The 22,097-nt window shown below is 73.8% G+C and carries 19 protein-coding genes and 1 pseudogene; 16 read left to right on the forward strand and 4 right to left on the reverse strand.

Translation table 11 applies throughout. The features are described 5' to 3' along the window. The first annotated feature begins 59 nt into the window (after positions 1-59). The 5 genes from ACIF6F_RS16775 to ACIF6F_RS16795 all read left to right on the forward strand — a co-directional run bounded on the left by ACIF6F_RS16775 (position 60) and on the right by ACIF6F_RS16795 (position 6,062). Positions 60-929, forward strand: coding sequence for an NmrA/HSCARG family protein (locus tag ACIF6F_RS16775; RefSeq protein WP_399947097.1), 870 nt, complete (start codon positions 60-62; stop codon positions 927-929). A 172-nt stretch (positions 930-1,101) separates the two neighbouring features. After that, positions 1,102-2,217, forward strand: a complete 1,116-nt coding sequence (locus ACIF6F_RS16780; RefSeq protein ID WP_399947098.1) for an acyl-CoA dehydrogenase — start codon at positions 1,102-1,104, stop codon at positions 2,215-2,217. A 68-nt stretch (positions 2,218-2,285) separates the two neighbouring features. Beyond that, on the forward strand, positions 2,286-3,590 hold the full coding sequence (locus ACIF6F_RS16785) for an MFS transporter (RefSeq protein ID WP_399947100.1): 1,305 nt from the start codon (positions 2,286-2,288) through the stop codon (positions 3,588-3,590). A gap of 185 nt (positions 3,591-3,775) precedes the next feature. Next, entirely contained in the window at positions 3,776-4,846 is a 1,071-nt protein-coding gene (locus ACIF6F_RS16790; RefSeq protein WP_399947102.1) for an alkene reductase, read from the forward strand. Positions 4,847-4,952: 106 nt separating this feature from the next. Further along, complete coding sequence (locus tag ACIF6F_RS16795) at positions 4,953-6,062, forward strand: DUF6081 family protein (RefSeq protein WP_399947104.1); 1,110 nt, start codon at positions 4,953-4,955, stop codon at positions 6,060-6,062. A 201-nt stretch (positions 6,063-6,263) separates the two neighbouring features. Here ACIF6F_RS16795 and ACIF6F_RS16800 read toward each other — a convergent pair whose 3' ends face one another. After that, the gene (locus ACIF6F_RS16800; protein WP_399947106.1) at positions 6,264-6,671 is read right to left on the reverse strand and encodes a MarR family winged helix-turn-helix transcriptional regulator; all 408 of its coding nucleotides are present in this window, start codon (positions 6,669-6,671) and stop codon (positions 6,264-6,266) included. 115 nt (positions 6,672-6,786) lie between these two features. On the opposite strand from ACIF6F_RS16800, the gene ACIF6F_RS16805 reads away from it, so the two are divergent. The 9 genes and pseudogenes from ACIF6F_RS16805 to ACIF6F_RS16845 all read left to right on the forward strand — a co-directional run bounded on the left by ACIF6F_RS16805 (position 6,787) and on the right by ACIF6F_RS16845 (position 16,589). Further along, a complete protein-coding gene (locus ACIF6F_RS16805; RefSeq protein ID WP_399947107.1) occupies positions 6,787-8,265 on the forward strand; it encodes an MFS transporter in 1,479 nt (492 codons plus the stop codon). Positions 8,266-8,319: 54 nt separating this feature from the next. Continuing rightward, positions 8,320-9,276 carry an alpha/beta hydrolase gene (locus ACIF6F_RS16810; protein ID WP_399947109.1) on the forward strand — a complete coding sequence of 319 codons (957 nt, stop codon included), beginning with the start codon at positions 8,320-8,322 and terminating at the stop codon, positions 9,274-9,276. 92 nt (positions 9,277-9,368) lie between these two features. Then, positions 9,369-10,543: pseudogene (locus tag ACIF6F_RS16815) on the forward strand (acyltransferase). Beyond that, entirely contained in the window at positions 10,536-11,930 is a 1,395-nt protein-coding gene (locus ACIF6F_RS16820) for a sensor histidine kinase (RefSeq protein ID WP_399947111.1), read from the forward strand. The pseudogene ACIF6F_RS16815 and the gene ACIF6F_RS16820 overlap by 8 nt, the downstream one beginning before the upstream one ends. Beyond that, entirely contained in the window at positions 11,927-12,604 is a 678-nt protein-coding gene (locus tag ACIF6F_RS16825) for a response regulator (RefSeq protein WP_399947113.1), read from the forward strand. The genes ACIF6F_RS16820 and ACIF6F_RS16825 overlap by 4 nt, the downstream gene beginning before the upstream one ends. Positions 12,605-12,692: 88 nt before the next feature. Further along, on the forward strand, positions 12,693-14,015 hold the full coding sequence (locus ACIF6F_RS16830) for a sensor histidine kinase (protein ID WP_399947115.1): 1,323 nt from the start codon (positions 12,693-12,695) through the stop codon (positions 14,013-14,015). Continuing rightward, positions 14,012-14,671 (forward strand): response regulator, encoded by a 660-nt coding sequence (locus ACIF6F_RS16835; protein WP_399947117.1) that lies wholly within the window; start codon positions 14,012-14,014, stop codon positions 14,669-14,671. The genes ACIF6F_RS16830 and ACIF6F_RS16835 overlap by 4 nt, the downstream gene beginning before the upstream one ends. A 93-nt stretch (positions 14,672-14,764) precedes the next feature. Further along, positions 14,765-15,355 (forward strand): Uma2 family endonuclease, encoded by a 591-nt coding sequence (locus tag ACIF6F_RS16840; protein ID WP_399947119.1) that lies wholly within the window; start codon positions 14,765-14,767, stop codon positions 15,353-15,355. A gap of 16 nt (positions 15,356-15,371) precedes the next feature. Further along, entirely contained in the window at positions 15,372-16,589 is a 1,218-nt protein-coding gene (locus ACIF6F_RS16845; RefSeq protein WP_399947121.1) for a cytochrome P450, read from the forward strand. Between the two features lie 36 nt (positions 16,590-16,625). Here the strand turns inward: ACIF6F_RS16845 and ACIF6F_RS16850 are convergent, their stop codons facing one another. Both ACIF6F_RS16850 and ACIF6F_RS16855 read right to left on the reverse strand, forming a co-directional pair. Then, positions 16,626-18,197, reverse strand: a complete 1,572-nt coding sequence (locus tag ACIF6F_RS16850; RefSeq protein ID WP_399947123.1) for an ABC transporter permease — start codon at positions 18,195-18,197, stop codon at positions 16,626-16,628. Then, entirely contained in the window at positions 18,194-19,147 is a 954-nt protein-coding gene (locus ACIF6F_RS16855; protein ID WP_399947125.1) for an ATP-binding cassette domain-containing protein, read from the reverse strand. The genes ACIF6F_RS16850 and ACIF6F_RS16855 overlap by 4 nt, the downstream gene beginning before the upstream one ends. A gap of 83 nt (positions 19,148-19,230) precedes the next feature. On the opposite strand from ACIF6F_RS16855, the gene ACIF6F_RS16860 reads away from it, so the two are divergent. Beyond that, positions 19,231-19,767 carry a GbsR/MarR family transcriptional regulator gene (locus ACIF6F_RS16860; RefSeq protein WP_399947273.1) on the forward strand — a complete coding sequence of 179 codons (537 nt, stop codon included), beginning with the start codon at positions 19,231-19,233 and terminating at the stop codon, positions 19,765-19,767. Between the two features lie 7 nt (positions 19,768-19,774). On the opposite strand, the gene ACIF6F_RS16865 is transcribed toward ACIF6F_RS16860, so the two are convergent. Further along, complete coding sequence (locus ACIF6F_RS16865) at positions 19,775-20,602, reverse strand: diacylglycerol kinase (RefSeq protein WP_399947127.1); 828 nt, start codon at positions 20,600-20,602, stop codon at positions 19,775-19,777. 163 nt (positions 20,603-20,765) lie between these two features. Here ACIF6F_RS16865 and ACIF6F_RS16870 point away from each other — a divergent pair, with 163 nt between their 5' ends. Continuing rightward, the gene (locus ACIF6F_RS16870) at positions 20,766-22,049 is read left to right on the forward strand and encodes an adenylosuccinate synthase (RefSeq protein WP_399947128.1); all 1,284 of its coding nucleotides are present in this window, start codon (positions 20,766-20,768) and stop codon (positions 22,047-22,049) included. Positions 22,050-22,097: the final 48 nt, after the last annotated feature.

The raw sequence follows: 22,097 nt of genomic DNA on the forward strand, positions 1-22,097 counted from the left end.
TGGCCAGCCAAGCAATATGGTTGGTGGGCCAACAGTTCTTCTGAGTGGAAGGCATTGCCATGTCTGTTGTTGCCGGAACCGTGCTCGTCCTCGGTGCCACCGGCCGTCAGGGCGGCGCCGTGGCCCGTGAGCTGCTGCGCCGCGGCTGGCCGGTGCGCGCCCTCGTCCGGGACCCCGCCTCGGAGGCCTCGCAGGCCCTCGCGGCCGCGGGCGCCGAGCTGGTGCGCGGCGACCTGGAGGACACCGCCTCCCTGGACGCCGCACTGCGCGACGTCTACGGCGTCTACAGCGTCCAGACCTTCACCGGACCCGACGGCGCGGCGGGCGAGGAGCGGCAGGGCAAGGCCGTGGCCGACGCGGCCGCCCGAGCAGGCGTCGCTCACTTCGTCTACGGCTCGGTCGGCGGCGCCCGGCGCGGCAGCGGTGTCGAGCACTTCGAGAGCAAGGGCCGCATCGAGGCCCACATCGAGGAGCTGGGCCTGCCCGCGACCGTCCTGCAGCCCACCATGTTCCTCGACAACTTCCAGTGGATCGGCCCCGCGCCGGTCGACGGCGAGCTGGTACTCAACCTCGCCCTGGAGCCGGACACCAGGCTCCAGATGATCGCCTCCAGCGACATCGGCGTCTTCGCCGCCGACGTCTTCGCGGACCCGCAGGGCCACCTGGGCCGCACCATCGAGATCGCGGGCGACGAGCTGACCGGCCCGGAGATGGCCGACGCCTTCGCGAAGGCGGCCGGCGTCCCGGTGCGCTTCCAGCAGCAGCCGATCGAGCAGCTCCGCTCCTTCAGCGCCGAGATGGCCACGATGTTCGACTGGTTCAACAAGGAGGGCTACCGGGCCGACCTGCCCGCCCTGCGCGCCCGGCACTCCGACCTGATCACCCTCGAAACCTGGGCCGCGCGGAACTGGACCGCACCCCAGGGCTGACCCGTAGCCGCCGGGCCGCCGCCGGGCACCCCCGGTCCGGACCCGCGGCCCCGACCCGCAGCCCGGCCCCGCGGCCCGGACCACAGCCCCGACCCGCAGCCCGGCCCCCGGTCCACGCCCGGCCCCGACCGTGCCGCCACGCACCCACGCCCCGCCCTTTGGAGGTACCCCCATGTCCGCACCGACTGCCGCGATCACGGCCGCCCGCGCCGCCGGAGCGGTCGCGGCGCGCCACGCGGCCGAGGCCGACGCCGGCCGGCGTCTGCACGTCGACGTCGTGGCGGCGCTGGCCGACGCCGGGTTCGCCCGGCGGTTCGTGCCGGCGCACCTGGGCGGCGAGCCGGTGACCTTCGCCGAGCTGACCGAGGCCGTGGCCGCGGTCGGGGAGGGGTGCGCCTCCGCCGCGTGGGTGGCCTCGCTCACGGCCCACGTCGGGCGGTTCGCCACGTACCTGCCCCTGGAGGGCCAGGAGGAGGTCTGGGAGAAGGGCCCCGACACCCGGCTCGTGGCGGCCGTGGTGCCGCAGGGCACCACCGAGCGCGTGGACGGCGGCTGGCGGATCTCCGGCACCTGGAACTTCCTGAGCGGGGTCGAGTTCTGCGACTGGGCGCTGCTGCTCGGCCCGGCCGCGCCCGGGGGCCGCCCCACCGGGCAGGAACGATTCTTCGTGGTCCGACGGGACGACTTCGTCATCGAGGACACCTGGAACACGCTCGGCATGCGCGCCACCGGCAGCCATTCCGTACGGGTCGACGAGGCCTTCGTACCCGACCACCGGACCTTCCGGCAGGCCGACCTCTTCGAGGGCCGGCGGTCCGAGGCCGCCGGCGGTGCGCGCGACGGCCTGCCCGGCGACGGCCTGCCGATCTTCGCGGTCAACGGCCTGACCTTCGCCGCCCCCGTCCTGGGCGCCGCCCGCGGCGCCCTCGCCCTGGCCGGGCAGTCCCTCGGCGGTACGGACGGCCGTCCCCCGGCCCGCGACGCGTACCGCACCGCCTTCGCCCTGTCCGCCGGCGAGATCGACGCGGCCGGGCTGCTGCTCCAGCGGGTCGCCGCCACCGCCGACCTCGGCGGCGTCACCCCCGAGCTGGTCACCCGCGCCCGGCGGGACAGCGCGCTCGCCACCCGGATGCTCGCGGGCGCGGTCGACCGGCTCTTCAAGGGCAACGGCGTGCGCTCGACCGCCACCGGCGCCCCGCTCCAGCGCTACTGGCGCGACGTGACCAGCGCCGCCACCCACGGCGTGCTCCAGTTCGAGCCCGCGGCGCTGGAGTTCACCAAGCGCTGACCCCGCGCCCCTCCCACTTCCTGCCCCTCCCGCTTCCTGTCCCCTCCGCTCTCCCCTGTGAGGACCAGATGAGCTCACCCAGCCCGGCCACGCCAGGCCCGGCCGGACCAGCCGTACCGGCCCCGGCCGGCGGCCCCGCGCAGTCCGCGGGCACGCCGGCGATCCTCTCCGTGCTGCTGCTCGCCACGACGCTCACCGTGATGGCCGGCGCCATCGTGATGCCCGTCGTCGAGGTGATCCGCGGCGACCTCGGGATCAGCGGCACGGAGGCCGGCCTGATCCTCACGGCGCACGGCCTCTCCCTGGCCGTCGCCAGCCCGCTCACCGGCTGGCTGGTCGACCGGATGGGCGTCCGCACGCCCCTCGCGGCGGGCCTGGTCCTCTACGGCCTGGCAGGCGGAGCGGGCCTGCTCACCGACTCGTACCTGTCGCTGCTGCTCACCCGGATCGTGTTCGGCATCGGCGCGGCCTTCGTCTTCACCGGCACCACCGTGGCCGTGCTCGCCCTCTACCAGGGGCCCGAGCGCGACAGGGTGATGGGCTGGCGGGCCACCGCCCAGTCCCTGGGCGGCGTCGTCTGGCCGCTGATCGGCGGCGCGCTCGGCGGGATCTCCTGGCACGCGCCGTTCGCCATCTACCTGCTCGGCGTCCCGCTCGGCCTCGCCACGCTGGCCGCCCTGCCCGACACCCGCGGCGCGGGCGGCCCCGCCAAGGGCGGCACGGTGCTCCAGCTGCTCCGGCAGCGGCCCGCGCTCATCGGCTTCTACCTGCTCCAGGCCGTCTGCTCGGTCCTGCTCTACGCGATCGGCGTCTTCCTGCCGCAGCGGCTGGCGGAACTGGGCGTCGAGGAGCCGTTCCTGGTGGCCCTCTACAACGTGGTCATGACCGTGGTGATGAGCCTGGTCGGCCTCGTGTACGCCAAACTGCGCGCCGGCCTCGGCTACACCCTGCTGCTCCGGCTGGCCGCCGTGGCCTGGGTCGCCGCCTTCCTGATCCTGGGCGTCGCCGACCAGACCCTGCTGCTCTTCCTGGCCCCGGCGCTGTTCGGCCTGGGCCTGGGCATGGCCTTCCCGGCCCTGGCCGTGCTCATCGGCGAGGGCGCACCGCCCGAGCTGCGGGGCCAGGCCACCTCCCTGTCCGGCACCGCCACCTTCATCGGGCAGTTCGCCTCGCCGCTGCTCCTCGGGCCGCTGATCGGGGCCACCTCGGTGACCACCGGGTTCCTGGCCTCCGCCGGGCTCTCCGCGGTGGTGCTGCTCCTGCTGCTGCCGTTCAAGGCGGGCGGGCCGGCGGCCGCACCGGACGGAGCGGCCGCCGGTCATGCGGCTCCGGGCGGTGCGGCTCCGGCCGCAGCGGAGCCCGCCGATGCCTGATCTCCGTACGGGGGACGCCTGATCCCCGTACGGCCACCCGGCCTCCGTACCGCCGCGCGGGCCACCCGTACCCGCGCACCACGTACCGCCCGCGGGTGCACCCGTACCCGCACGCCGGATCCCCATCCGGGGCGCCCGTTCCCCCGTACCGGCGCCCGACTCCGTATCACCTAGTGAGGACACTCATGACCACCGCATTCGACCCGGCCGACCTGGCGGGGACCAAGCTCGCCAACCGTCTCGTCATGGCCCCGATGACCCGGAGCCGTGCCGCCGAGGGCGGACTGCCCACCGAGCTGACCGCCGAGTACTACGCCCAGCGCGCCTCGGCCGGCCTGATCATCACCGAGGGCACCCAGCCGAACGTCAACGGCCAGGGCTACCCCTTCACCCCCGGCATCCACAGCGCCGAGCAGGTCGCCGCCTGGCGCGTCGTGACCGACGCCGTGCACGCCAAGGGCGGCGTGATCTTCGCGCAGCTCATGCACGCCGGCCGCATCGGCCACCCGGTCCTGCTGCCCGGCGACATGACCCCCGTCGGCCCCTCCCCGGTGGCCGCCAAGGGCCAGGTCTACACGCCGGAGGGCCCGAAGGACTTCGTCACCCCGCGCGAGCTGACGGGCGACGAGGTCCGCGCCACCATCGCGGACTTCGTATCCGCCGCCCGCAACGCGATCGACGCCGGTTTCGACGGCGTCGAGCTGCACGGCGCGGCCGGCTACCTGATCCAGCAGTTCCTCGGCCCGGTCAGCAACCAGCGCACCGACGAGTGGGGCGGCTCGGTCGAGAACCGCATCCGCTTCGCGGTCGAGGTCGCCAAGGCCGTCTCCGCCGAGATCGGCGCCCACCGCGTCGGCCTGCGCATCTCCCCCGGGACCAACCCGTTCAACGACATCCAGGAGCCGGAGCCGCAGCCGACGTACGCGGCGCTGATCGAGGCCCTCAACCCGCTGGGCCTCGCCTACCTGCACATGATCGAGGGCGCCGACCGCGACCTCATGCTCACCATCCGCAAGGAGTGGCAGGGCACCTTCATCCTCAACCCGGCCACCGAGGGCCGCCCGACCGGCGTCGAGGAGCTGAAGCTCGTCGAGGACGGCACGGCCGACCTGCTCGCCTACGGCGCGCTGTTCCTCGCCAACCCCGACCTGCCGGCCCGCCTGGCCGTCGGCGGCCCGTTCAACGAGGCCGACCCGGCCACGTTCTACGGCGGCGGCGCCGAGGGCTACACCGACTACCCGGCGCTCGCCGGCTGACCGACGGCACCGCCGGGGTTCCCCCAGGCGCCCGGCCCGGCCCCGCCCACGCGGTGACCGGACCGGGCGCCTGCCCGTCCGGACGACATCCCGAGGAGACCAGAGCATGGCCCGCCGTACCACCCGTACTCCGTCCGCCTTCCGAATACGCCGTACTCCTGCCGGACTGCGCGGCGCCGCCGGCGCAGCCTTCGCCGCAGCCGTGTCCGCCGTCGCGATGACCGCCGCGCTGCTCCCGGCGACCGCCGCCGTGGCCGAGGAGTCCGACGGCCTGGCCGCGCCCCGACGGGTGCTGTTCCGGGACGACTTCACGGCCGGTTTCGCCAACTCCGGTGCGGGCGCCAAGTGGAGCACCCCGTTCACCGACGGCGTCGTGACGACGTCCGCCGCCGGCCTCAAGGTCGTCCCCTCCGGCACCGATCCGGCCACCGGCCAGCCCGCCTTCCAGTGGACCACCGGCCAGCAGTCGGCCGGCGGGATGGGCACCCTGGACCACATCAAGTGGGCCTCGATGACCACCCACACCGCGTCCACCGGCCTGGCCGGCTTCGACACCCCGGCCGCCGGCACGCTCAGCTGCGCCACCACCCTCTCGGCCACCGGCACGGGCATGGGCGCGCACCCGTTCGGCGCCGCCGTCTCCGATGCCGAGGCCGATCCGCGCCTGGGCTCCGGTGCGCTGCTGTTCACGGACCCCGAGTCCAACGTCGTCTTCGACTTCTTCGTGACCAACAAGAAGATCTACGCCGTCTACGAACGGCTCCGCAAGCCGGGCACCACCTACGCCGCCTACTCGTACGCCGTGCCCGTGGCCTCTCGGACCAGCACCTCTACGGACACCCTGAAGATCTCCGTCAACCGCGCCAACGCGAGCGTGACCTGGACGGTCAACGGCGCGAACGTCCTGTCGGTGTGGGGCATCGGCAACCGCGTGCCGGACCGCAGGTACATGACCCTGGACCACGGCGGCACGGAGGAGACGGTCCGGCCGCGCCAGCTCAACTGCGGTCTGGGCACCTTCACCCTGCTCGACGGTGCGACGGGGGCCGACGGCAAGGGGCTCGTGAAGATCGACTCGACGGTCGACTACTTCAACCCGCGGCAGGGAGCCCCCGCCGCGCAGACCTTCGTGGACGGCGCGGGCCTGGCGGGGAACCGGCTGTGGGGCCAGGGCGTTCAGCTGAGGGTCGGCAGCGTCGAGGTGACGAGCAGCTGACCGGACGTCGCGCCGGCTGCCGTTGGCGGCCGTTGACCGGCCGACGTTGCGCCGGCCGCCGTTGGCGGGCCGTTGACCGGCCGCCGACGCTGTGCCGGCTGCCGTTGACCGGCCGCCCCGGGCGCACTGGCCCCGGGGCGGCCGGCGTCGGGCGCACTGGCCCGGGGCGGCCGGCGTCGGTCGCCTCTTCAGCGGGAGGGCTCAGGCCTCGCGCGGTGCCACCAGGTTGCGTTCCATGCGGCGGAGCAGCCGCAGGGCCTCGGTGCGCTGGCGCTCCGACATCCCGGCCGTGGTGATCGTCTCCAGGTCCGCCCAGGCGCGCTCGACCTCGCCGCGCAGCGCCCGGCCCTCGGAGGTGAGGGAGACGATCACCGAGCGGCGGTCGTCGGGCGCGGTCTCGCGGGTGATCAGACCCTGCTGTTCGAGGCGCTGCACGGTGCGCGTGACCGTCGAGCGGTCCAGCTTGAGCGCGTTCGCCAGCGCGCTCTGGGACTGGTGGTCGTTCTCCCACAGGCGCATCAGGAGCAGCTCCTGGCCGGGGTAGAGGCCGATCCGGCCCAGCAGCGGCGAAGCGGCCGCCCAGTGGGCGCGGGCCAGCCGGAGAATCATGTGCCCGATCTCCCCGTACTCCTCCACCGGGCCTCCACGCCGCCGTCCCACAATTCGTCGCCGGGCACACGTCCGTGGCCCGGCCACACACTACAGCGGCGCCGGAAGGGGTCCCTTGAACACGATCAGGCGGACGTTCCAGTCCCTCTCGGTGCGGAACTTCCGCCTCTACGCACTGGGCCAGCTGATGTCCGTGACGTGTACGTGGATGATGATCGTCGCCCAGGACTGGCTGGTCCTGGGCCTGTCCGGGGACTCCGGCACCGCCCTCGGCGCGATCACCGCGGCCCAGTTCGCCCCCGTGCTGCTGCTGACCCTGTACGGGGGGCGGCTGGCCGACCGCCACGACAAGCGGCGCATCCTCGTGCTGGCCAACCTGGCCGCCGGCGTGCTCGCGCTCGCGCTGGCGCTGTGGGTGGTGGCCGGAGGCGTGCGGCTGTGGCACATCGGGGTGTTCGCCGTGCTGCTGGGCACGGTCAACGCCGTGGAGGCGCCGACCCGGATGTCCTTCATCAGCGAGCTGGTGGGTACGGAGCTGCTGCCGAACGCCTCGGCCCTGAGCGCGGCGTACTTCAACACCGCCCGGGTGGCCGGGCCGGCCCTGGCGGGGCTCCTGATCAGCGGGTACGGGGTGGGGCCCGTGATGCTGCTGAACGCCGTGAGCTACCTCGCGACCGTGGTGAGCCTGGTGCTGATGCGGCCGGGCGAGATGCGGGGCGGGGGTGCCGGGCGGGCGCGGGACACGCGGGTGGTGGACGGGCTGCGGTACCTGCGGTCGCGGTCCGACCTGCTGCTGCCGATCGGACTGGTCGCGGTGAACGGCCTGTTCGCCTTCAACTTCCAGCTGACGCTGCCGCTGCTGGCCAAGACGGTGTTCGGGGCCGGCTCGACGACGTTCGGGCTGCTGAGCAGTTCCCTGGCGGTGGGCTCACTGGTGGCCGCCTTCGCCACCACCGCCCGGCGCGGCCGGCCCTCCGCGGGCGTGGTGACGGGCGGTGCGGTCGCGTTCGGGGCGCTGGAGGCGCTGACGGGGTTCGCGCCCACGCTGCCGGTGGCGCTGGTGCTGCTCGCGGCCACCGGGTACGCCATGAGCCATTTCGCGCAGTCCTCGAACCACCGCATCCAGCTGGGCTCCGATCCGCGGTACCGGGGGCGGGTGATGGCGGTGTACACCCTGATCTTCCAGGGGTCGACGCCCATGGGGGCCGTGCTGACGGGCCTGGTCTCCGAGGAGTTCGGGGCGCGCTGGGGGATGACCGCGGGCGGGCTGGTCTCGCTGGCGGCGGGGCTCGGCGCGTGGTGGCTGCTGCGGCGGGGGTACGGGGTGGGGGCTGCGGGGGCTCTGGGGGGCTCTGGGTCTGTGGAGGCTTCGGGGCCTGTGGTGGGTGCAGGGTCTGTGGAGGCTGTGGGGGCTGCTGGCGCTTCGGGTGTTGTGGGGGTTTCGGGTGTTGTGGGGGCTTCGGGGGACGGGGTGGGGGCTTCGGGGGACGGGGTGGGGGCTTCGGGGGACGGGGCTGTCACCCCCGTAGTACTTGAGAGCTACGCGGAAAGGGCGCTCCGCAGCGGGACGCCGACCACGCGGCGCGGTTCGTAGCTTCGGGTCCTGTGGGGGCGCGACGGGTGTCCCCCAGGACCCGGAGGTGCCGCGATGTCCACCCAGCACGACCGTGCCGCCCGCCCCCCGCGCTTCGGCCGGCTGCGCCGCACCCTGCTGGCCGCGCTGGTCGCCGCGGCGGTGGTGGTGCCGGTGTCCGCCGCGGCGCTGCCGGACGCCCCGGCGCCGGCCCCGGTGCACTTCGGGGAGGCGGTCCCGGTCCGGGAGCGGTACGCGGCGAACCGCTCCGCGCTGGCCGAAGCCGCGCGGATGGCGGCCGATGCGGGGCACGACAGCCGTGCAGCGAGGCTGCGGGCCATGGCGTCCGGGCGGTTCCTGGCCTTCGACGGCCACGGGACCGGGCGGGCCGTGGAGGTGCTGGGGGACCTGGCGGGCGCCCGGCGGGTGGCGGTGCTGGTGCCGGGTTCCGACACGACGCTGGACACGTACGCGCGCTTCCGTGCCGGTGCCGCCGCGCTCCGGGAGCGCCTGTCGCGGGAGGGTGGTGGGGACACGGCGGTGGTGGCGTGGCTGGGGTACGACACTCCGGGCACGGTGAGCCCCGCGGTGACCACCACGGGGCGCGCCGACGATGCCGCCCGGGAACTGGCGCCCTTCCTCTCCGGGTTGGCGCGGCTGGCGCCCGGCGCCGGGATATCCCTGCTGTGCCATTCGTACGGCTCGGTCGTGTGCGCGCGTACCGCCACTCCGGCCGCCGTGACGGACGTGGTCCTGTACGGCAGTCCGGGCACGGGTGCCGACCGGGCCGCGGACCTGCCGACCTCGGCCCGGGTCTGGGCGGGGCGGGGTGCCGGGGACTGGATAGCCGATGTGCCCCACGTGCGCATGGAACTCCCGGGCACCTCCCTCGGGTTCGGCACCGATCCGGTCGATCCCGGCTTCGGGGCGCGGGTGTTCGACGCCGGGGACGGCGGTCACAGCGACTACCTCGGGGCGGGCACGGCCTCGCTGGCCCGGCTCGCGCGCATCGCCGCGGGTGAGCGGCCGTGACCCGCGCACCGGCCACCCCGCCGCCCTCTCTCCCCTCCGACCCCTTCCTTGACGTCGGCCCGGAGCCACGCCCTCGCCTTCGGAGGCCCGCCATGCCGAAACCCGCCGGACTCGCCCACCGGATAGACGCCGCCACCCCTTCCGGCCGCGACCGTGCCGTCGACGGGCTGCGGGCCCTCGCCATCACCGGCGTGGTGCTCGGCGGCTGGTGACCGCGCTGACCCCCGCGGACGGCGCGCTGCGGGGCACCAGTCCGCTGGCCCACCTGCCCTGGCTGGCGCCGGTGTCCTGGATCTTCCAGACGCTGGCCGTGTTCTTCCTGGTCGGCGGGTACGTGGCCGCGCGGAGCCACGCCTCGGCCAGGTCGCACGGGGTGACGTTCGCGCAGTGGACCGGGGGGCGGCTGGCCCGGCTGTTCCGGCCGGTCGCGGCCGTCCTCGTGCTGTGGACCGTGGCCGCCGGGGCCATGCTGGCGGCCGGGGTCGGCGCGGACACGCTGCGGACGCTGCTGCGGCTGGTGCTGTCCCCGCTGTGGTTCCTCCTGGTGTTCGCCGCGCTGACCGCCGCCACCCCGCTGGTGGCCCGGCTGCACCCGGTGTGGCCGCTGGCCGTGGTGGCGGGCGTGGACCTGGTCCGGTTCGCGTGCGACGGGCCCGCCTGGCTGGGCTGGGCCAACGTCGCGGCCGGCTGGCTGGTCCCGTACTGCCTCGGTGCGCTGTGGGCCCGGGGGGCGTTCGCCCGGCGGCGGCCGGCCGTGCTGCTCCTGGCGGGCGGGGCGCCGGCCACCGCGTTGCTGGTGGTGTGGGGCGGCTATCCGGCCTCCATGGTGGGGGTGCCCGGCGCCGAGGTGTCGAACCTCAACCCGCCGACGCTGGCCGCCGTGACGTTCGGGCTGGCGCAGTGCGGGCTGGCGCTGCTGGTGCGCGAGCCGCTGGGCCGGGTGCTGCGGAGGCCGGCGGCCTGGGCGGCGGTGGCCCTGGTGAACCTGTCCGCGATGACCGTCTTCCTGTGGCACCAGACCGCGATGATGGCCGTCACCGCCACGGGGCTGCTGTTCGGCACCCGGCTGCCGGGCCTGCACACGGTGCCGGACGGCCCGGGGTGGATACCGGCCCGGCTGATGTGGCTGCCGGTGTTCGCGGTCGCGCTGCTGGTGTGCTGGGCGGCGTTCCGTACGTACGAGCAGGGCGGGCGGCGACGGTCCCGCGGGGCGTCTCTGGTGGTCCGCGAGCACCACCCGTCCGGTCAGGGGGCATTGCATGCCTAGGGTGGACGACGTGAACCCGCACGAGACGACCAGGGCGCCCGGACCGCCGGCCGACCGGCAGGGTCCGGACGAGCTGACGGCCGCCCTCGACTGGACCGCCCACGCCACGCGGAGACTGGTGCGGGTGGCCGCGCGGACCCTGCGGGAGGACCTGTTCACGCTGGAGCGGGACCCCCTGCCGCCGATGTCCCGGCCGCGGTGGCTGGCCCGGCTGCCGCACGTCCTGGTCTTCCTGTACGGCTGGGTGGCGACGATCCCGTCCGTCCAGCTGCTGCTCAACTCCTACCAGGCGCGGGGCGAGCTGGTCGTGATGCAGGTCGTCGTCCAGGCGGCCGCCCTGCTGATGGCGATGAGCAGACCGGTGCTCGGCTGGTGGCTGTCGCTGGGTGCCGCGTTCATCACCCAGACCGCCGTGACCCGGGTCGGCGAGAACCCCTGGCCCTGGACCCTGCCCGAACTCGCACTGCACGGGCTGGTTTTGCTGCTGCTCGCGCTGCGGGTGCGGCCGCGGGTCGCGGTCGAGGCCCTGGTGCTGTCGGTGGGCTTCGGCTTCCTGGCCGTCGCGTTCAACAACTTCGGTGTCGGGTACCGGGGCACGGCGGTCGGGGCCCTCGTCTACTTCGGCCTCACCGTGGTGATCGGCTCGGCGCTGCGGGCCCGCCGGGTGGCCAGGACCCAGCTGGTGGAGCAGACCTCGCTGACGGCGGAGGAGCGGGCCCGGCGCACGCTGCTGGAGGAGCGCAGCCGGATCGCCCGCGAGCTGCACGACGTGGTCGCCCACCACATGTCGGTCATCTCGATCCAGGCCCAGGTCGCCCCCCACCTGGTGGAGAACCCCTCCGAGGAGCTCAAGGAGAACCTGGCCGGGATCCGGGAGAACGCTCTGGAGGCGCTCACCGAACTCCGCCGGGTGCTGGGCGTGCTGCGCTCGGAGAGCGCCGCGGACCCGGCCAACCCGCACCACCCGCAGCCCACCCTGGCCGACCTGGGCGGGCTGGTGGACAACGTGCGTGGGGCCGGCCTGGACGTCACCACCGAGATCGCCGGGGTGGCCCGGCCGCTGACGCCGGGCGTGGAGCTGACCGCGTACCGGATCGTCCAGGAGGCGCTGAGCAACTGCCTGCGCCACGCACCCGGTTCCGAGGTGGAGGTGGGCATCGCCTACGGTCCCAGGGAGCTGCACGTGTGCGTGGCCAACTCGGCGCCCACCCGGTCCGTGCCGCCCTCACCCGGCGCCGGCCACGGCCTGCTCGGGATGCGCGAGCGGGCCGGGATGCTCGGCGGCGAACTGGCCGCGGGCCCACGCCCCTCCGGGGGGTACGAGGTGACCGCGGTCCTCCCGATGGACACCCCCGCCCGGACGACCACCGAGAAGGACCCCGTATGACGACGCCGCCACCGATCCGCGTGATGATCGCCGACGACCAGATGATGGTCCGCCAGGGCTTCACCGTGCTGCTCAACGCCCAGCCCGACATGGAGGTCGTCGGGCAGGCCGTGGACGGGGCCGACGCCGTGGCCAAGGTCGCCGAGCTGCGTCCGGACGTGGTGCTGATGGACATCCGCATGCCCGGGGTCGGCGGGATCGAGGCGACCGCGCGCATCACGGGTGAGCCGGACGCCACCGTGAAGGTCCTGGTGCTGACCACCTTCGACCTGGACGAGTACGTGTACGAGGCACTGCGGGCGGGTGCCTCGGGATTCCTCCTCAAGGACGCGTCCGCCGACCAGCTCGCCGAGGCGGTGCGGGTGGTGGCCGCGGGCGAGGCGCTGCTCTCGCCGAACATCACCAAGCGGCTGATCACCGAGTTCTCCCGGCTGGGTGCGCCCCGCGCACCGCTGAAGGAGCGGCTGGGCGAACTGACGGAGCGGGAGACCGAGGTGCTGGCGCTGGTCGCCCAGGGCCTGTCGAACGCGGAGATCGCCGCCCACCTGCACGTGGCGGAGCAGACCGTGAAGACCCATGTGAGCCGGATCCTGGTGAAGCTGGGCCTGCGCGACCGCACCCAGGCGGCGGTCTACGCGTACGAAACCGGGCTGATCCGTCCGACGGGCTACTGAGGGTGGGGCGTAGTACCTGAGGGGGACCTGCAGAAATCCCCTTCCGGCCCGACGTGGGTGAGGGGTGGGGCGGCCTACCGTTCTGTACGTGACCGAGACGACCACCGGGGGGACCCGGACCCATTCGCCGGAGCTGAGGCTGGCCTCCGGGATCGTTGCCCAGCTGCGGCACGACCTGCTCACGGACGCGTTCGCGTACCGGCCGCTGGAGCGGATGCGCACGGACGGGCCGCTGACCCGGCTGCTGCCCCGGCGGATACGTCCGCGGGCGGCCTGGACGCCGCACGCCCTGATCGTCGGTGGTGCGGGGTTCGTCATGCTGATGGGCCTGGCCAACGGCAGCGGCGCCGACGGGCCCTTCAGCGCCTTCGTCTTCGGCGTGGCGGCAGCGGCGCCGGTGCTGATGACCCTGGTGCGGCCGGTGGGCGCGTTCTGGGCCTCGCTGGCGGCGACGCTGGTGCTCGGTGTGGTCGGCCGCACCGATTTCTGGCCCTGGTCGCCGGCCACGTTCGTGGCCCATGTCCTGGTCATGGTGCTGGTGACGGCCCGTACCCGGCCCCGGGTCGGGGGGTGGATGTGGTTCGTCACGGTGCTGGTCGGGGGCCTGCTGAGCAGTGCGCTCAGCCTGGACGGGACGGACAACACGGGCCCGCTGGCGGTCGTGTCCGCGATCGCGCTGCTGGCCGTCAGCGTGCTGAAGATCCGCAGCCAGGCGGCGAAGGAGGTCACCGCTCAGCAGGAGGTGACGGCCGTCGAGCGGGACAAGCGGACGCTGCTGGAGGAGCGCACCACCATCGCGCGGGAGCTGCACGACGTGGTCGCGCACCACATGTCGGTGGTCGCGATCCAGGCGGAGGCCGCCCCGTACCGGGTGGAGAACCCTCCGCCGGAGCTGGAGCAGGCCTTCCTCACCATCCGGGAGAACGCGGTGGCGGCGCTGACCGAGCTGCGCCGGGTGCTGGGTGTGGTGCGGTCCGCCGACTACGAGGCCCCCGAGGCCCCGCAGCCCACGCTGGCCTCCCTGGACGGGCTGCTGGCCAACGTCCGTGACGCGGGGCTGACGGTGGACAAGACGGTGACCGGAGCGGTGCGGGAGCTGCCGCAGGGCGTGGAGCTGTCGGCGTACCGGATCATCCAGGAGGCGCTGAGCAATACGCTGCGCCATGCGCCCGGGGCGCGGGCGGGTGTGGAGATCGGGTACGTCCTGGGCGGGCTCGGGCTGCGGATCGTGAACGACGCGCCGACCGGGGACGTCAGGCCCTCGCCGGGTGCAGGGCACGGGATCACGGGGATGCAGGAGCGGGTGGCGATGCTGGAGGGCGAGATGACGGCCGGGTCCACGGCGGACGGCGGCTACGAGGTCGCGGTCTTCATACCGGTGCGGGCGCGGACGGACGAGGACGCCGCATGACGATCAGGGTCCTGATCGTGGACGACCAGATGATGGTCCGCGAGGGCTTCTCGGTGCTGCTGAACGCGATGCCCGACATCGAGGTGGTGGGCGAGGCGGTCGACGGCCGCGAGGCGATCACGCAGGTCGCCGCGCTGCGGCCGGACGTGGTGCTGATGGACATCCGGATGCCGGTGCTGAACGGCCTGGAGGCGACCCGGGAGATCGTGGCGGCCGACGCGGACGCCAAGGTGCTGGTGCTGACCACGTTCGACCTCGACGAGTACGTCTACCAGGCACTGCGGGCGGGGGCTTCCGGCTTCCTGCTCAAGGACGCCTCGGCGCGTCAGCTGGCGGACGGGGTCCGGGTGGTGGCCTCGGGGGAGGCGCTGCTGGCCCCTTCGGTGACGAAGCGGCTGATCGCGGAGTTCTCGAAGCTCGCGGAGTCCCCCAAGGTGGGTGACCGGACCCAGGTCGGTGAGCTGACGGACCGGGAGACGGAGGTGCTGATCCTCATCGCCCAGGGCCTGTCCAACGCGGAGATCGCGGAGCGGCTGGTCATCGCCGAGTCCACGATCAAGACCCATGTCAGCCGGATCCTGGTGAAGCTCGGGCTCCGGGACCGCACCCAGGCCGCCGTCTTCGCGTACGAGGCTCGGCTGGTCACGCCGGGGTAGGCGCGTTCACCCCCTCGGGTGGCATATGCCGGAAGCTGTTGCCGCCCTCGGCTACGGCCGACACGCTGGCCTCGGCCTGGAAGGAGGGGCACCATGACGCTTATGGCAGAGCGCACGTCAAGCATGTCGGTCCGTGACTTCGAGAAGATCGCCGCGTTCGCAGCCAGGGAATCCGATTCCGCCAGGTTGGAGTTCGTCGGTGGAAGGATCGGAGAGAAGGCCGTGCCGGACGGCGATCACAACCAGATCTGGTGGTGGCTGGCGGACATCTGCCTGGAGCATCGGCCGGACCTGCGTCTGTTTCCCGAGTCGCAGGGATTGAAGGTCGAGCACTACCGGAAGGGCAGGGCACGCCCGGACGGATCGCTCGCGCCGCGCGAGGCATTCACGGGCGGTGGCGAATGGGCCGATCCCGAGACTGTCCTCATGGCAGTCGAGATCACCTCGTACGACTCCGACACCGACCGCCGAGACCGACGGGAGAAGCCCGCCGCCTACGCCGCCGCCGGCATCCCGGTCTACCTGCTCATCGATCGCGAAGCCGGCAAGGTCGTCGTCCACAGCACCCCGGAGGACGGCGACTATGCCACCGTGCAAGCGGTGAGCTTCGGACACGAAGTGATGCTGCCGGAGCCCGTCGGCTTCGCATTCGACACCGGGAAGCTCAAGGACTACGTCCGCTAGGCGGTAGCGTCGGGGCATGGACGAGGGCGCTGTTTTCGATCCGTGGTCGGCCGGGTTCGTCGCCGATCCCTATCCCGCGTACGCCCGGCTGCGGCGCGAGGGGCGGGCCGTGTTCTACGAGCCCACCGGTCAGTGGCTGATCCCGCACCACGACGACGTGAGCGCGCTGCTGCGGGACCGGCGGCTGGGCCGCACGTACCTGCACCGGTTCACGCACGAGGAGTTCGGGCGTACTCCCCCGCCGGCCGCCCACGAGCCCTTCCACGTGATGAACGGCAACGGGCTGCTGGACCTGGAGGACCCGCACCACGCGCGGGTCCGGCGGCTGGTGGCGAAGGCGTTCACGCCCCGGATGGTGGAGCGGCTGGCGCCGACCGTCCGGCAGCTGGCGGGCGAGCTGGTCGAGGGGCTGCTCGCGGACGGCGGCGGGGACCTGATCGCCAGGGTCGCGGAGCCGCTGCCGGTGGCGGTGATCGCGGAGCTGCTCGGGGTGCCCGAGGGCGACCGGCACCTGCTGCGCCCCTGGTCGGCGGCGATCTGCGGGATGTTCGAGCTCAACCCGTCCGAGGAGACCGCGCGAGCGGCGGTGCGGGCCTGCGGCGAGTTCGACCTCTACCTGCGGGAGCTGATCGAGGAGCGCCGCCGGGAGCCGGACACCGATCTGATCTCGGCGCTGATCGCCGCGCACGACGAGGAGGGGCGGCTGAGCGAGCAGGAGATGGTCTCCACCTGCGTGCTGCTGCTCAACGCCGGCCACGAGGCGACGGTCAACACCACGGGCAACGGCTGGTGGACGCTGTTCCGCCACCCCCAGCAGCTGGCCGCCCTCCGCGCCGACCCGGCCGGGGTGCTGTCCACAGCTGTGGAGGAGCTGATGCGCTTCGACACCCCGCTCCAGATGTTCGAGCGCTGGGTGCTGGACGACATCGAGGTCGGGGACGTGAAGATCCCCCGCGGCTCGGAGGTGGCGCTGCTGTTCGGCTCGGCCAACCGCGACCCGGCCCGGTTCGCCCGCCCGGACGAGCTGGACCTCGTACGCACCGACAACCCGCACATCACCTTCGGCGCCGGCATCCACTACTGCCTGGGCGCCCCGCTGGCGCGGCTGGAGCTGTCCGCCTCCTTCGGCGCGCTGCTCGCGGACGGCGTGCCGCCACTGCGGCTCGTCGCAGAGCCGCAGTGGCAGGAGGGCTATGTGATCAGGGGTCTGAAGGAGCTGCTGGTCGAGTTCTGACCCGCGGCCGCAGCACCCGCCGGGGCGGCGCCCCGCCTACGTCGTCAGGTCCCGGCGGCGCAGGGCCGCGAGGCCTCCGGCCGCCAGGGCGGCCGCGAGCAGCGCGAGCGCCAGGAGCGGAGCCCAGGCCACCTCACCCCCCGGCAGCTTCGGCAGGTGCGCGAAGGGCGACAGGTCCAGGACGGCGCCCGGCAGGTTCAGCGCCGGGCCGATCCAGCCCAGGCCCAGCGCGAGCCCCGCGGCGGCCCAGGCGGCCACCGCGGCCCGCGGCACGGCCCCGTACAGCAGCACCGCCAGCCCCCCGAGCGCCCACACGGCCGGCAGCTGCGCCAGGCAGGCGCCGACCAGGGGCCAGAACCGGTGCCCGTACCCGGCCGCCAGCCCGACCCCGCCGGCCAGCAGGACCAGGGCCGAACCGCCGAAGGCGACCGCCAGGTGTCCCCCGGCCCAGCGCAGCCGGCCGAGCGGGTGGGCCAGCAGCGGTTCGGCCCGCCCGCCGGTCTCCTCGCCCCGCAGCCGCAGCACCGCGCCGACGGTGAAGAGCCCGGCCACCATCCCGAACATCCCGGCCATCGCCGCCAGGAAGGCGTCGGTCAGCGCGGCCTGCCCGCCCATCCGCTCGAAGATCTCGCGGGTCTTCGCGTTCTGCCCGACCAGGTCCGCGACGCCCTCGGTCATCCCGCCGAACACCACCCCGGCGACCAGGAAGCCCAGCACCCAGGCCAGCAGCCCGCCGCGCTGGAGGCGCCAGGCGAGCGCCCCCGCAGACCCGAGCCGCCCCTCGGCCGGCCCCGGCCGGGCCGGCAGGAAGCTCATCCCGACGTCGCGCCGCCCGGCCAGGGCGTACGCCAGCAGCACCTGCGCCGCCACCGCGGCCACGAGCAGGCCCAGCACCCACCAGCGTTCGGCGGCGAAGGCGCGTACCTGCTCGACCCAGCCCAGCGGCGAGAGCCAGGTCAGCGCCGAGGAGCCGTCGGCCGCCCCCGCGTCGCCCGCCGCGCGCAGCACGAAGGCGGCGCCCAGCACGGCCGCGGTCAGCCCCTTGGCGGCCCGGGCGCTCTCAGTGGCCTGGGCGGCGAGGGCCGCCATGGTGGCGAAGAGCATCCCGGTGCCGCCGACGGCCAGCCCCAGGGCGGCCGCGCCGGCGGCGCCCTGTCCGGCGAGTCCGGCGGCGACCAGTACGGCGAGCAGCGCGTTGGCGGCGAGCGCGGCGAGCAGGGCCGCCGTCAGCGGCGCCCGGCGCCCCACCATGGCGGCGGAGACCAGCTCCTGCCGGCCGGTCTCCTCCTCCTCGCGGGTGTGCCGGACGACGACCACCAGGCTCATGACGGCGGCGAGCAGGGCGCCGAAGACCCCCATCCGCCACGCCGTCAGACCGCCGAGCGAATCGCTGAACACGGGCCCGTACATGGCCCGCATCGAACTGTTGGCGTTCATGGTGGCGGCCACCGCGGCCCGCTCGGCGGCGCCGGCGTACACGCTCCCGAGGGAGCCGGGCATGCTGACCAGCATCGTCGCGATCACCAGCACCCAGACCGGGATCAGCACGCGGTCCCGGCGCAGGGCCAGCCGCAGCAGCGCGCCGGTCCCGGCGAACGGCCGCTTCACCGCGCGCCTCCCGCCCCGGAGCCGCCCGCCGCGGATCCGCCCGCCCCGTCGCCGCCCGCGCCGGAGCCGTCCGCCGCGTAGTGGCGCAGGAACAGCTCCTCCAGCGTGGGCGGCGTGGAAACCAGCGACCGCACCCCGGACTCGGTCAGGGAGCGCAGTACGGCGTCCAGTTTGTCGGTGTCGACCTGCAGCCGGACCCGCAGCCCCTGCACGTCGACGTCGTGGACCCCCGGCAGGCCGCTCAGGCCGTTGGGCGGTGTGGCCAGCTCGGCGGCGACGCTGGTCCTGGTCAGGTGGCGCAGGTCGGCCAGGGATCCGGTCTCGACGGTGCGGCCGGACCGGATGATGCTCACCCGGTCGCAGAGCGCCTCCACCTCGCTGAGCACGTGCGAGCTGAGCAGCACGGTCCGGCCGGCGGCACGCGCCTCGGCGACGCACTCCCGGAAGACCTCCTCCATGAGCGGGTCCAGGCCGCTGGTGGGCTCGTCGAGGACGAGGAGCTCGGCGTCCGAGGCGAAGGCCGCGACCAGGGCCACCTTCTGGCGGTTGCCCTTGGAGTAGGTGCGGCCCTTCTTGGCCGGGTCGAGCTCGAAACGCTCGACCAGGGCCGCGCGGCGGGCGCGGTCGAGTCCGCCGCGCAGGCGGCCGTAGAGGTCGATGACCTCGCCGCCGGTGAGGTTGCGCCAGAGGGTGACGTCGCCGGGCACGTACGCGATGCGGCGGTGCAGCTCCACCGCGTCCTTCCAGGGGTCGCCCCCGAGGAGCAGCGCGGTGCCGGAGTCGGCGCGCAGCAGTCCGAGGAGCACCCGGATCGCGGTGGACTTCCCGGAGCCGTTGGGGCCGAGAAAGCCGTGGACCTCGCCGGTCCGGACGGTCAGGTCGAGGCCGTCCAGCGCGTGCGTGCGCCCGAAGGACTTGTGGAGTCCGGCGACGCTGATTGCCTTCGTCATGGCTCCGAACGTACGCTTATTTCACAACTTTGTGAACCTCGGGAAGTCTCGAAATCTCACGTAGAGTCCGGAGGATGGAGCGGATGGAGACGACCGGCAACACCCGGGACAGCCGGGACCACCGGGACAGCCAGGACCACCGGGACGCGGAAGCCGTCTCGCGCTTCGTCGAGCGCTTCGCGGCCCAGCTGACCGACGCCGGCATGCAGCGCATGGCCGCCCGCGTCTTCGCGGCCCTGCTGGTCAGCGACCGCGGCGCGATGACCTCCGCCGAGCTCTCCGAGGCCCTGAGCATCAGCCCGGCGGCCGTGTCGGGCGCGATCGCCTACCTCTCCCGGGTCGACATGGTCAGCCGCGAGCGCGAGCCGGGTTCCCGGCGCGACCGGTACGTGCTGCACAACGCGATCTGGTACGAGACCTTCACCCGCCGCGACCAGCTGCTGGACCGGTGGGAGACGACCCTGCGCGAGGGCGCGGCCACCCTCGGCCCCGACTCCCCCGCGGGGGCCCGGGTGGCCGAGACGGCGGCCTTCTTCGCGTTCCTCCGCCAGGAGATCCTGGGCATGATGGACCGCTGGCGCGCCCACCGCGCGACCCTCGGCCTCCCCGACGTCCCCTAGGGGGTGCCTACCCGCGCGGCAGCGTCAGCCCCCACGCCCCCGGCCGCAGGGTCCACGTGCGCCGCCGCACCGGACCGCTGACGCGGTGGTCGGCGCGGTAGCGGAAGTCCGCGCCGGAGACGGTCACCGTCCGGGCCCGCGCCGTCACCGGGTCCCGCGACAGCCCGGTCCGTACGGTGACCTCCGCCAGCCCGCCCGCCGACGCCACCGACACGTCCCGCACCGGCCGGTCCACGTCGCTGAGCAGCACGCCGTCCGCCTCCACCCGCAGCCGGGCCCCGGCGTGCGCGCCGACCGGCGGCCGCACCAGGGTCCGCACCAGCGACCGGCAGGCGCTCCACACCGAGGGCGCGGGCGGGGGCGCCGCACCGACGGCGGGGATCCGCAGGCCCCCCAGCACCACCCCGTCGCTGTCGTCGACCAGCAGGTCGAGCCGCTCCACCACCCCGTCGAGCGCCGCCCTGGCCGCCAGCACCGCGCTCGTCGGCACCCCGAGGGACCGGGCCACGGCCAGCGAGCCCGACGGCCCCACCGGCACCAGGGAGAGGGCGCCCTCGCGCAGCTCCCGCTCCCGGTGCAGCAGCGACACGGCCCGCACCAGAGCGCCGTCGTCCCCCACGATCACCGGCCGCCGATGGCCCCGCCGGGCCAGTGCCCGCGCGAACTCCTCCGGCCCCTCGGGGAGGCAGATCTTGGCCTCCGCACCGGCACTCAGCACGTCCTTCGCGATCCGCACGGACTCGCCGTCCAGGCGGCGGGCGACCGGGTCGACGAGCACGAGCAGGCCGGCCTCCGCCGCGCCCGCGTGGCTCATGGTGGGCTCTGGAGCCGACACCTCGGTCCTTCCTCGGGTAGCATCTTTGTGCAAGAGCCCCTTGCGCTATTGCGCCAGGGGCTTCGTCTATTCCGGGGCACCGGTCCGACGGCTCAGCCTGCGGTGTACATCGTCGTACGCCCCCTGACCTTGGACATGCCCCATCCGGAAGAGGTGTACGCCTGTGCCCGCTCTTGTGCTGCTCGGAGCCCAGTGGGGTGACGAGGGCAAGGGAAAGGCCACCGACCTCCTCGGTGGTTCCGTCGACTACGTCGTCCGCTACCAGGGCGGCAACAACGCCGGCCACACGGTAGTCGTGGGCGACCAGAAGTACGCCCTGCACCTCCTCCCGTCCGGCATCCTCACCCCTGAGTGCACCCCGGTCATCGGCAACGGCGTCGTCGTCGACCCGGCCGTGCTGCTCTCCGAGCTCAAGGGCCTCAACGAGCGCGGCGTCGACACCTCGAAGCTGCTGATCAGCGGCAACGCGCACCTCATCACGCCCTACAACGTCACCCTCGACAAGGTGGGCGAGCGCTTCCTCGGCAAGCGCAAGATCGGCACCACCGGCCGCGGCATCGGCCCCACCTACGCGGACAAGATCAACCGTGTCGGCATCCGCGTCCAGGACCTCTACGACGAGTCGATCCTCATCCAGAAGGTCGAGGCGGCGCTGGAGAACAAGAACCAGCTGCTCGCCAAGCTCTACAACCGCCGCGCGATCGAGGCCGGCGCGATCGTGGAGGAGATGCTCCAGTACGCGGAGCAGATCAAGCCCTTCGTCGCCGACACCACGCTGATCCTCAACAACGCGCTCGACGAGGACAAGGTCGTGCTGTTCGAGGGCGGCCAGGGCACCCTGCTCGACGTCGACCACGGCACGTACCCCTTCGTCACCTCCTCGAACCCGACCGCCGGCGGCGCCTGCACCGGCACGGGCGTCGGCCCGACGAAGATCACCCGCGTGATCGGCATCCTCAAGGCCTACACCACCCGCGTCGGCGCCGGTCCGTTCCCGACCGAGCTCTTCGACCAGGACGGCGAGGACCTGCGCCGCATCGGCGGCGAGCGCGGTGTCACCACCGGCCGTGACCGCCGCTGCGGCTGGTTCGACGCGGTGATCGCCCGCTACGCGACCCGCGTCAACGGCCTCACCGACTTCTTCCTCACCAAGCTGGACGTGCTGACCGGCTGGGAGCAGATCCCGGTCTGCGTCGCGTACGAGATCGACGGTAAGCGCGTCGAGGAGCTGCCGTACTCGCAGACGGACTTCCACCACGCCAAGCCGGTCTACGAGTACCTGCCGGGCTGGTCGGAGGACATCACCAAGGCCAAGACCTTCGCCGACCTGCCGAAGAACGCGCAGGCGTACGTGAAGGCCCTGGAGGAGATGTCGGGCGCCCCGATCTCCGCGATCGGCGTCGGCCCCGGCCGCACCGAGACGATCGAGATCAACTCGTTCATCTAGGGCACGCACGTGGCACAGGTGACACGCACGTGAGGAGCCCCCCACCGC

This window comes from Streptomyces sp. NPDC086023 (assembly GCF_044540325.1).
Classification (GTDB): Bacteria; Actinomycetota; Actinomycetes; order Streptomycetales; family Streptomycetaceae; genus Streptomyces.

What these genes read in the sequence shown, in the direction of transcription:
- ACIF6F_RS16860 (WP_399947273.1), top strand. Translation starts at nt 19,231, where the DNA reads ATGGAGACGACCGGCAACACCCGGGACAGCCGGGACCACCGGGACAGC.
- ACIF6F_RS16785 (WP_399947100.1), top strand. Translation starts at nt 2,286, where the DNA reads ATGAGCTCACCCAGCCCGGCCACGCCAGGCCCGGCCGGACCAGCCGTA.
- ACIF6F_RS16775 (WP_399947097.1), top strand. Translation starts at nt 60, where the DNA reads ATGTCTGTTGTTGCCGGAACCGTGCTCGTCCTCGGTGCCACCGGCCGT.
- ACIF6F_RS16795 (WP_399947104.1), top strand. Translation starts at nt 4,953, where the DNA reads ATGGCCCGCCGTACCACCCGTACTCCGTCCGCCTTCCGAATACGCCGT.
- ACIF6F_RS16840 (WP_399947119.1), top strand. Translation starts at nt 14,765, where the DNA reads ATGACGCTTATGGCAGAGCGCACGTCAAGCATGTCGGTCCGTGACTTC.
- ACIF6F_RS16800 (WP_399947106.1), bottom strand. Translation starts at nt 6,671, where the DNA reads ATGATTCTCCGGCTGGCCCGCGCCCACTGGGCGGCCGCTTCGCCGCTG.
- ACIF6F_RS16790 (WP_399947102.1), top strand. Translation starts at nt 3,776, where the DNA reads ATGACCACCGCATTCGACCCGGCCGACCTGGCGGGGACCAAGCTCGCC.
- ACIF6F_RS16780 (WP_399947098.1), top strand. Translation starts at nt 1,102, where the DNA reads ATGTCCGCACCGACTGCCGCGATCACGGCCGCCCGCGCCGCCGGAGCG.
- ACIF6F_RS16835 (WP_399947117.1), top strand. Translation starts at nt 14,012, where the DNA reads ATGACGATCAGGGTCCTGATCGTGGACGACCAGATGATGGTCCGCGAG.
- ACIF6F_RS16825 (WP_399947113.1), top strand. Translation starts at nt 11,927, where the DNA reads ATGACGACGCCGCCACCGATCCGCGTGATGATCGCCGACGACCAGATG.
- ACIF6F_RS16810 (WP_399947109.1), top strand. Translation starts at nt 8,320, where the DNA reads ATGTCCACCCAGCACGACCGTGCCGCCCGCCCCCCGCGCTTCGGCCGG.
- ACIF6F_RS16855 (WP_399947125.1), bottom strand. Translation starts at nt 19,147, where the DNA reads ATGACGAAGGCAATCAGCGTCGCCGGACTCCACAAGTCCTTCGGGCGC.
- ACIF6F_RS16820 (WP_399947111.1), top strand. Translation starts at nt 10,536, where the DNA reads ATGCCTAGGGTGGACGACGTGAACCCGCACGAGACGACCAGGGCGCCC.
- ACIF6F_RS16845 (WP_399947121.1), top strand. Translation starts at nt 15,372, where the DNA reads ATGGACGAGGGCGCTGTTTTCGATCCGTGGTCGGCCGGGTTCGTCGCC.